The following is a 9,999-nucleotide window of genomic DNA, read 5'->3' as shown; positions in this document are numbered from 1 at the left end:
GCTCTACCGGTTACACCGACGACGATGGCCGGATACACCGCCGCCGATCACCAGTTACACCGCAGCCGATCACCGCTGATACCACGGCCAACCACACCCGGTGCCATGAAGAAGCGCCGCCCCAAGGGGCGGCGCGTCCATCCGGCTTATTCGCCGATGTGCTGCTTCAACCAGCCGTTGACGGTGTCATGCCACTGCACGCTGTTCTGCGGCTTGAGCACCCAGTGGTTTTCATCGGGGAAGTACAGGAACTTGGATTCGATGCCCTGGCGCTGGGCGGCGGTGAACGCGGCCAGGCCCTGCTCGACCGGAATGCGGAAGTCGAGCTGGCCATGGATGACCAGGATCGGCTTTTTCCAGTTGGCCACGTGGTTGACCGGGTTGAACTTCTCGAAGTTGGCCGCCTTCTGGAACGGCGTACCGCCCTGCTCCCACTCGGTGAACCACAGCTCTTCGGTGGCGTAGCCCATCATGCGCTGGTCGAACACGCCGTCATGGTTGACCAGGCACTTCCACGGCTCGTTCCAGTTGCCGGCGATCCAGTTGATCATGAAGCCGCCGTAGCTGGCGCCCAGCGCGCAGGCCTTGTCACCGTTGAGGAACGGGTACTGCTTCTGCGCCGCGGTCCAGCCCTTCTGCAGGTCTTCCAGCGGGCGGTCGCCCCAATGCTGGCTGATCGCATCGGTGAATTCCTGGCCGTAGCCGGTAGACCCGTGGAAGTCGATCATCACCACCGCGTAGCCCTGACCGGCATAGGTCTGCGGGTTCCAGCGGTAGCTCCAGCCATTGCCGAAGCTGCCCTGCGGGCCGCCGTGAATCAGGAACGCCACCGGGTAGGTCTTGCCTTCCTGGTAGTTGTAAGGCTTGACCACGTAGCCGTGCACGGTGTCGTTGTTCCAGCCCTTGAACTGGAACTGCTCGTAGTCGCCGAAGGCCACGTCGGGCAGCATCTGCGCGGCGCTCGGGGTGATCTCGCGCGGGCTGCTGCCATCGGCGGCGGCCACCAGGATCTGGTCGCCGCTCTTGAGGCTGTTCTTCGTGTACGCCAGGGTGCTGCCGGCGATCACCGGCGAACCGATGCTGCCGCCTTCGGCGACGACCGTGGCCTTGCCGGTGGCGATGTCGATGTTGAACAGGCGGTGTTCGCCCAGGTCGTCGGCACCGGTGTAGAAACTGTTGCCGTCGGCGGCCAGCACGATTTCACCGGCCGAGCGGTCCCACTTCGGGGCGATCTCGCGGGTCTTGCCCGAGGCCAGGTCCAGCGCCATCACCCCGAAGCGGTCCGCTTCGAAGCCCGGGCGCTTCATCGCGCGGTAGTACAGGGTCTTGCCGTCCGCGCTGAACACCGGGCCGGCATCCCAGGCCGGGTTGGACGCGGTCAGGTTGACCGGGGCCTGCTTGCCGTCCACGTCGAGCCGGTACAGGTCGAAGTTGGTCGACCACGGCTCCTGCTTGCCCGCCACGCGGATGGAGGCGACCACGCTCTTGCCGTCCGGCGCCCAGGCGAAGTCGTCGTTGCCGCCGAACGGCTTGGACGGGGCATCGCCGTCGAGGGTAGCGCTGATCGCCGAGGCCCCCTTCACCGCCGCCGCCTTGGACGCCGGCAACGGCGCCACGAACAGGGTGTTGCGGCGGCCATCGGCCCAGGTGTCCCAGTGGCGCACGAACAGAGTGTCGAAGACTTCACCGGTGTTCTTGCGCGCCTTGTGCGCGTCCAGCTTCCTGGTGGTGCAGGCCAGGTCCGAGCCGCACGCCTGGAACACGCCGCTGCTGAAGACCACACGGTCGCCCTGCGGGGACACGTGGAAGCTGTCCACGTCCACCGGGAAGTCGGTCAACTGGCGCGGGGTGCCGCCGGCGATCGGCTGCGAATACAGCTGCTGGCTGCCGCCCTTGGCGCTGAGGAAGTACACGGTGCCGCCGTCGGCCGACAGTGCCGCCGAGTTGACGTTCCAGCCAGCCGGGGTGAGCGGCTTGGGCGGGGCCAGGTCGCGGGTGCGCAGGTTGCGGATGAACAGGCCGGTGCTGGCCTTGCTGTCGCTGCCGACCACGCGCTTGGCGAAGATGACGTTGCCGCCGTCGGCGGTGAGCAACGGGCTGGAGACCCGATCCAGCGCGATCATGTCGCGCACATCCAGGCCACGCGTGGCCGCCAGCGAAGGCATCGCGGTCAGCAGGCACAACGGCAGCAGGGCGTAACGAAGTTTCATCGGGGTCTCCGCGGAACGGCAAAACGCCGATGTTAGGGCCGCAGGGGCCGCCCATGCAAAGGCCATCGGTCATGCAGGGGGATGGGCGGGCCGCAGAAACGACAAACCCCGCCGGAGCGGGGTTTGTCTTGAAACCGGTCGAGGTTCTTTATACCGAACCGACCGCCCGCTTGCCGGTGCGATAGATCAACCAGCCGACCAGGAACAGCACGGCCAGACCGATCCACTGCGCGCCAGGCAGGTGGAACGGCAGCGCCAGCACGTCGGCGCGGCTGCTGATGACGATCGGCACTGCGATCGCGATACCCATCAGGGCTTCACCGGTGATCAGGCCGGCGGCGAACAGCACGCCCGGCTTGTGCACGCGGTCGCGGCCTTCTTCATCGTCGCCACGGATCTTGTGGAAACGCTCCACCAGATAGGCGATCAGCCCGCCCAGGAAGATCGGCACCATCAGTTCCAGCGGCAGGTAGATGCCGATCGCCGCGGCCAGCACCGGCACGCGGAAGCGGGCGTTGCGGGACTTCAGCCAGCTGTCGAAGGCGATGATCGCCGCGCCGACCACCGCGCCGATGCCGATGAAGGTCCACGGCAGTTCGCCACCGAACAGGCCCTTGGCCACCGAGGCCATGAGGTTGGCCTGCGGCGCGGCCAGTGCGTTGGGATGCAGCTCGGACTTGACGCCGATGCCGTAGGCGGTGGCCAGCAGGTTCAGCACCGGGGCCATGATCAGCGCGCACGAGAACGCCCCGATACCCAGCATCAACTGCTGCTTCCACGGGGTGGCGCCGACGATGTAACCGGCCTTGAGGTCCTGCAGGTTGTCACCGCCGACCGCGGCCGCACAGCACACCACCGCACCGATCATGATCGCGGCCACCGCACCCAGCGGTGCGCCGCCGACGCCGACCGGGGTCAGGCCGTCCTTGCCGAGCAGCAGCACCAGCACCGCCGAGGCGAACAGGATGGTGGAGATGGTGATGCCCGAGACCGGGTTGTTGGAGGAGCCGATCAGGCCGGCCAGGTAGGCCGACACCGACACGAACAGGAAGCCGGCCACGATCATGATGAGGGTCATCGGGATCGACACATGCCACTGGCCCACGATGGCCTGGTACAGCGCCAGCAGCGGCAGGGTGAACACGACCAGGGCCACCAKCATCCACTTCATCGGCAGGTCGCGCTCGGTGTGCGCCAGTGCCGGGCCACCGCTCTTGCGGGCCGCGGCAAACCCACTCTTGACGCCGTTGAGCAGCGACTTGCGCAGCGAAATCAGCGTCCAGACGCCGCCGATCAGCATCGCGCCCACACCCAGGTAACGCATCTTCGCGCCCCAGATGGCGAACGCCGCCTCGGTGGAGGTGGCCGTGGCGATCGACGCGGCCAGCGCCGGATCGGTGTTCATGAAGAACGCCTGGTACAGCGGAATGGCGATATGCCAGGTCAGGATCGAGCCGGACACCACCACGATGCCGACGTTCAGGCCGACGATGTAGCCCACGCCCAGCAGTGCCGGGGACAGGTTGGTGCCGATGAAGGCGGTGATCTTCGAGCTGCCCACGTAGGCCGAGGTGGCCCAGGCATCCGGGATCAGGCGCAGGCCGCTTTCGGCGGCCAGCTTCACGAAGGCGCCGATCACCGCCGACACGGCCAGGATCTTCAGCCCCGGGCCCGGATTTTCACCGGCCTTGAGCACCTCGGCGGCGGCTTTGCCTTCCGGGAACGGCAGCGGATCTTCKACGATCATCGAACGACGCAGCGGCACCGAGAACAGCACGCCCAGCAGGCCACCCAGACCGGCGATGCCCAGCACCCACCAGTACTTGAAGTCCGGCCAGTAGCCCATGATCACCAGCGCGGGGATGGTGAAGATGACGCCGGCGGCGATCGACGAGCCGGCCGAGGCGCCGGTCTGGACGATGTTGTTTTCAAGGATGGTGCCACCGCCAAGCAGGCGCAGCACGCCCATGGAGATGACGGCGGCGGGAATCGCGGTGGCGATGGTCAGGCCTGCGAACAGACCCAGGTAGGCGTTGGCGGCCGACAGAATCACTGCCAGCACGATGGCAAGCACCACCGCGCGGAAAGTGAGCTGGCGTGGCGCAGCGTCGTTGTTCATGGAAGCCCCTGCTGGCAAAAAATCCCTGCCACGCTAGCGTTCATGTACAGGCAAGTCCAGTAGTGCCGGCCGCTGGCCGGCAACCCTGCACCACCCGATCAAGGCCCCTGTTGACCTTCGCGTGCCGCCGCAGCCGCGACCCGCCGGACTCGGCAACGTTCAAGGCCGGGCCCATCCATTTAGTAATGTTATATCCTATCGCACCGAGCACCCGGCGCCGCTGTGACGTATTCCTCCCCCTCCCGCCTGACCTCCATCGACCAGCTGCGCGGCACCGTGATCGTGCTGATGCTGCTCGACCACGTACGCGAAACCTTCCATATGCACCAGCAGGTGGGCGACCCGATGGTGATTGACCAGGTCGAGCCCGCGCTGTTCGTCAGCCGGCTGCTGGCACATCTGTGTGCGCCGGTGTTCGTGCTGCTGACCGGCCTGTCGGCCTGGTTGTACGCCAGTGGCAAGCCGGATGGGCGTCGGGCCGCGTCGGCCTTCCTGCTCAAGCGCGGCCTGTTCCTGGTGGTGCTGGAGCTGCTGGTGGTCAATGTCGCGTGGACGCTGCAGTTCCCGCCCAGCGTGATGTACCTGCAGGTGATCTGGGCGATCGGCATCAGCATGATCGCGCTGGCCGGGCTGCTGTGGCTGCCCCGCGGGGCGCTGGCGGTGTTGGCGCTGGCCGTGATCGCCGGGCACAACCTGCTCGATGGCGTCCGCGTGCAGGGCGACGGGGCGCTGGCCGTGCTGTGGAAGGTGCTGCACCAGCGCGACTGGATCGCCGTGACCGATGGGCTGCGCCTGCGCACCTCCTACCCGGTGCTGCCGTGGATCGGCGTCATTGCGCTGGGCTGGGTGATCGGCCCATGGTTCGCGCGCGGCGGCGATCCCCTGCTGCGCCAGCGCCGCCTGTGGATGGCCGGCGCCGGTGCATTGCTGGGCTTCGTGCTGCTGCGGGCGGTGGACCTCTACGGCGACAGCCCGTGGCAGTCCTTCGCCACCCCGGGCAGCACGCTGATGAGCTTCTTCAACGTCACCAAGTACCCGCCCTCGCTGCTGTTCCTGCTGCTGACCCTGGGCATCGGCCTGCTGGTGCTGCGCCTGTACGAGCAGCCGCGCGTGGCCCGGGCGCTGGCACCGCTGGCCGACATCGGCGCGGCACCGATGTTCTTCTACCTGCTGCACCTGTACGTGCTGAAGCTGCTGTACGTGCTGGCCGAAGCACGCTGGGGGCACACCCACGGGGCGTACTTCGCCGTGGACCACGTGGCCAGCCTGTGGGTGATCACCGCGGTGCTGGCCCTGGCGCTGTATTGGCCGACCAGAGCGTTCGCGCGGTTCAAGGCGCGGCGGCGGGACCTGGCCTGGCTTCGTTATCTGTAAGCGCGCGATGCCGGGATGGTGAGGCTGCCGGCCAGCGGCCGGCACTACTAGAGCGTAGCGGCCGGCACTACGACAGCGGAGCGGCCGACACCACGACGGCGGAGCGGCCAGACGCGGCACGGCTGGCCCTTCGCCCCGGGCCTATACTCGCCTCCTTGTCCGCCGCGCCCTATCCCTCGATGACCGCAGCCGCCCTGCCCGCCTCCGCAACCTCCACTGCCACCGACGATTTCCTCGGCCACCCCAAGGGCGTTTACGTCTGCTTCTTCACCGAGATGTGGGAGCGGTTCTCGTTCTACGGCATGAAGGCGCTGCTGCTGCTGTATCTCACCAAGTACCACCTGTTCGGCGACAAGGCCGGGCTGGATCTGCTCGGTGCCTACGGTGGCCTGGTGTACTGCATCCCGGTGTTCGGTGGCCTGCTCGCCGACCGCTGGCTGGGCATGCGCAAGGCGGTGGTGTTCGGCGGCGTGCTGCTGGTGCTGGGGCATATGGGCATGGCCTTCGAAGGCCACGCGGCGACCCGCATCGACGGGCAGATCGTGCGCGATGACGCCGCGCTGGGCATCACCTACCTCTCGCTGGCGCTGATCATCATGGGCGTGGGGTTCCTCAAGCCCAACATCTCCACCATCGTTGGCAAGCTGTATCCGGAAAACGATCCACGCCGCGACTCCGGCTTCTCCCTGTTCTATGCCGGCATCAACCTGGGCGCGCTGTTCGCCTCGCTGGTGTGCGGTTTCCTCGGCGAAGCCTATGGCTGGAAGTACGGCTTCGGTGCGGCCGGCATCGGCATGGTGATCGGCCTGTGCATGTTCCTGTGGGGCCAGAAGTACCTGCAAGGCCACGCCGAACCGACCGATGTGCCGGCGCTGCGCCAGCGCGTGCTGGGCATCCGCCGCGAGTGGCTGATCTACGCGCTGGCGGTGCTCGGCGTGATCCCCGTCGCGGCCTTGATGTGGGCCGCCGCCAACGGCGCGTTCGCGCTCGGCGGTGAAATCAGTCTGGCGCTGATGCTGATGATCGTCGTGCTCGGCGGCGTGCTGGTCTGGTTCGCCTGGTTCACCGGCACCCGCTGCACGCCGGTGCAGCGCCAGCAGATGATCGCGCTCATGGCGCTGATCTTCATGGCCCTGGTGTTCTTTACCCTGTACGAGCAGACCTACGGGTCGTGGGTGACCTTCACCGATCGCCTGCTGACCAAGGATCTGGTGCCGTCGCTGGTGATCCAGAGCGGCACCCCGTTGCCGTGGTCGATCGCCTCGCTGCTGCTGGCGCCGCTGGGCTTCGTGGTGGCCGCACGGCTGTCCGAGCGCAGCCCCGGCTCGACCGCGCCGCGCAACCTGTTCATCGTCATCGTCGCGCTGATGCTGGTGATGCTGATCCGCGACTGCCTGGTGATCCCGCAGACCGCCGGCTCGCTGACCTATCTGGGTGGCCTGTTCCTGGTGGTCCTCGCCCCGCTGTTTGCGATGCTGTGGGCGTGGCTGGACCGCCGTCGCCTGGACCCGTCCAAGCCGGTCAAGTCTTCGATCGGACTGATCTTTGCCGCGTTGTCGTTCGTGCCGCTGGCACTGGCCGCCCAGCAGGTGGGCGCGACCGGGCAGATGGCCAGCGTGTGGTGGCTGGTGCTGGCCTACCTGATCCTGGAGATCGGCGAAATGTGCCTGTCACCGGTGGGCCTGTCGGCGGTCACCCAGCTGGCCGCGCCGCGTGTGGTCAGCCTGATGATGGGCACCTGGTTCCTGGCCACCGCCTTCTCCGAAACGCTGGCCGCGCTGTTCGGCAAGCTCGCCGCGATCGAAGTGCCGGAGGGCCAGACGATGAACATCGCCAGCGCCGCGGCCAGTTACGCGCACCTGTTCTGGCTGCTGATGTGGATCGGCCTGGGCTGTGCGGCCGTCGCGCTGGCCTGCTCGCCGCTGCTGAAGAAGATGATGCACGGGGTGAAATAAGGCGCGACCGCCCCATGCCCAAACCAGAACGGCACCTCGCGGTGCCGTTCTCGTTTCCACGCTGCAGCGCTGATCAGGGCTGTGCGGCGGCCGCTGCGTTGGCGGTTTCCCCGCCGAGGCTGCGCGACAGGAACGCCAGCAGCTTGCTGTAGTACTCGCGGCGATGCGGATCGGTGTAGAAGCCGTGGCCTTCGGTGGCGTAGTACAGCGACTCCACCGGCACGCCGGCCTTCTTCAGCGCCTCTTCCATGCGCTTGGTGTGCAAGATCGGGGCGCGTTGGTCTTCACCGCCCGCAGCCAGGAACACCGGGACGTTGATCTGCGCAGCCAGGTTGACCGGCGACACTGCCGCCAGCGTCTGCGGATCACCCAACCAATCCTTCAGGAAGGTTTCACCGGACTTTCTTTCCTGTGTATCGCCACGGGTGAACATCATGGGCAGGTCGTAGACACCGACATAACCGGCCGCGCACTTGTACAGCGAGGCCTCCCTGGCCGCGCCCATCAGGGCGGCATACGCGCCATAGCTGGCACCGTAGATGCAGATCCGCGCGGGATCGGCGTGGCCCTGCGCAATGGCCCAACGGGTGGCGTCGGTCAGATCATCCTGCATCGTCCCGCCCCACTGCTTCGCACCGGCGGCCTGGAAGGCGCGGCCATAGTTGCCCGAGCCACGGAAGTTGACCTGCAGCACGGCATAACCGGCCGCCGCCAGGAGCTGGGTTTCGGTGGTGTAGCTGCCGTCGTCGAAGATCCCGAACGGGCCGCCGTGCGGAATGACCACCATCGGCAGTTTGCCGCCGGCACGACCAGCCGGGACGGTCAGGAACCCGCTCAGGTCCAGTCCGTCGCGGGCTTTGACCGCCACCGGCAGCACGGTGGCGGCCTTGGCCGGGTCCACCCAGCTGCTGCGGCTGATCACGTGATCGGCTTTCTTGGTTTCGTTGTTGAAGATGTAGAAGTCGCCGGGATTCCGCCCCGACCACGCTTCGATCATCAGCTGCTTGCCGTCCCGGGTGCTGGAGGTGATGAAGACCGCATCGCCACCGAAGGCCGCTTCCAGGCTGCGGTACAGCCGTGCATCGGCGGAGGTCTCATCGAAGAAGCGGGTGTGCGGCGTGTCGCCCAGGAACAGCGCGCCGACCGGGATGGCGGTACCGGGGCGACGGATGATGCGGCTGGGATCGACCTTGGGATCGCGCAGCACGGGCGTCCGCGCGCCGGTCGCCGGATCCCAGGCGATGATCGCGGTGGGGCCGTTGGCCTGCTCGGAGGTGAAGTAGGCCAGCTTGCCGTCGGCGGAGAAGCCGATCGCCTGCTCGATGCGGCCATTGACCGCCTCATCGTTGACCAGCTTCCAGGTGTCGCCCCCGCCTTCGCGGTAATAGAGCTTGTTGACGTTGTCGGTGCCGGCACCATGGGCGAAGCGGACCTGGCCGTTGGCGTCGCTGACGAATTCGGCACGACGTACCGGCGACAGCGCCACCGTCTGGCGGCGACCGCTCTGTACGTCCAGCTTGTCCACGCGGGTGAAGGGCTCGTTGCTGAAGGGCCAGATCGAGACCAGCACGTTGCGGTCATCCTGCGGGAGGTCGTCGAACAGGAACGCCGCCACGGCCTCTACCTTCTTGGGCTGGATGCGGGTGCCGGGGCCGTTGCCTTCCACGCGGTAGCCCACCAGCAGTTCGCCGCGCCCGCCATCGGCGTTGATCGCAAACAACTCGCCGGTGGGTCGTGGCATGTCCAGCGCGCCGATCTTCTCGGCCAGCCCGATCAGCACGCGATTGCCGTTGACCCAGTCGAAGTCGTTGGCGTGGTTCTTGGCCGGCGGCACGAAGGTGCCGACGACCTTGCTGTCCGACCGGCGCAGGATCGCCAGCGCGGTGCGGTCTTCCATCGGCACGGTGGCGGCGAAGTAGTCGCCATTGGGCGAAATCTTGATATCGGCGAAGTCATCGCGCTTGAGATATCGGTCCAGGTCCACTGCACCGGCCTGCCCCGCCAGCGCGCCACACACGATCAATGCCATCCAGCCTGACTTGCGCATCCTTCCCCCTGTTTCCGGACACCCTGTCCGGGTGGCCGATTCTAGACGGAAGCTGAATGCCGGGACCATAGGAGCACTTCGGACCCGCCTGTCGGGTCTTTCCTCGGTGGCGCTTGTAACAGGGTGTTTCTTCCAGTTTGGGGCGCGCCTCCTTGAAGGCGCGTCGCAGACAGCGATACGTGTGGCTGGGTAGTCGGACGCCGTCTTGGATCTAGTGCTGTCTCCGCTCGGGTTTGTCGCGCGCGTGAGGGCCCCGTAGCGGCCGCTAGGCYCCTGGCGCAAATGTCCCCCGGC

Annotated in this window: 5 protein-coding genes; 2 read left to right on the top strand and 3 right to left on the bottom strand. The window is 67.0% G+C overall.

Going from position 1 to position 9,999, the window contains the following annotated elements; translation table 11 throughout:
* Positions 1–146: 146 nt before the first annotated feature.
* Positions 147–2,210, bottom strand: a complete 2,064-nt coding sequence (locus tag AC1DQP_RS11390) for a S9 family peptidase (protein WP_457319199.1) — start codon at positions 2,208–2,210, stop codon at positions 147–149.
* A 148-nt stretch (positions 2,211–2,358) separates the two neighbouring features.
* Complete coding sequence (locus AC1DQP_RS11385; RefSeq protein WP_478051623.1) at positions 2,359–4,329, bottom strand: OPT family oligopeptide transporter; 1,971 nt, start codon at positions 4,327–4,329, stop codon at positions 2,359–2,361.
* Positions 4,330–4,551: 222 nt separating this feature from the next.
* Here AC1DQP_RS11385 and AC1DQP_RS11380 point away from each other — a divergent pair, with 222 nt between their 5' ends.
* Positions 4,552–5,703 (top strand): acetyltransferase domain-containing protein, encoded by a 1,152-nt coding sequence (locus AC1DQP_RS11380; protein WP_457319198.1) that lies wholly within the window; start codon positions 4,552–4,554, stop codon positions 5,701–5,703.
* A 179-nt stretch (positions 5,704–5,882) separates the two neighbouring features.
* On the top strand, positions 5,883–7,658 hold the full coding sequence (locus AC1DQP_RS11375; protein ID WP_478051622.1) for a peptide MFS transporter: 1,776 nt from the start codon (positions 5,883–5,885) through the stop codon (positions 7,656–7,658).
* Between the two features lie 73 nt (positions 7,659–7,731).
* Here AC1DQP_RS11375 and AC1DQP_RS11370 read toward each other — a convergent pair whose 3' ends face one another.
* Complete coding sequence (locus AC1DQP_RS11370) at positions 7,732–9,705, bottom strand: alpha/beta hydrolase family protein (RefSeq protein WP_478051621.1); 1,974 nt, start codon at positions 9,703–9,705, stop codon at positions 7,732–7,734.
* Between the last annotated feature and the right edge of the window lie 294 nt (positions 9,706–9,999).

This window comes from Stenotrophomonas sp. P5_A8 (genome assembly GCF_056400545.1).
Note: the sequence above shows the minus strand (reverse complement) of the source record. Positions and strands in the feature narration are given on the sequence as shown.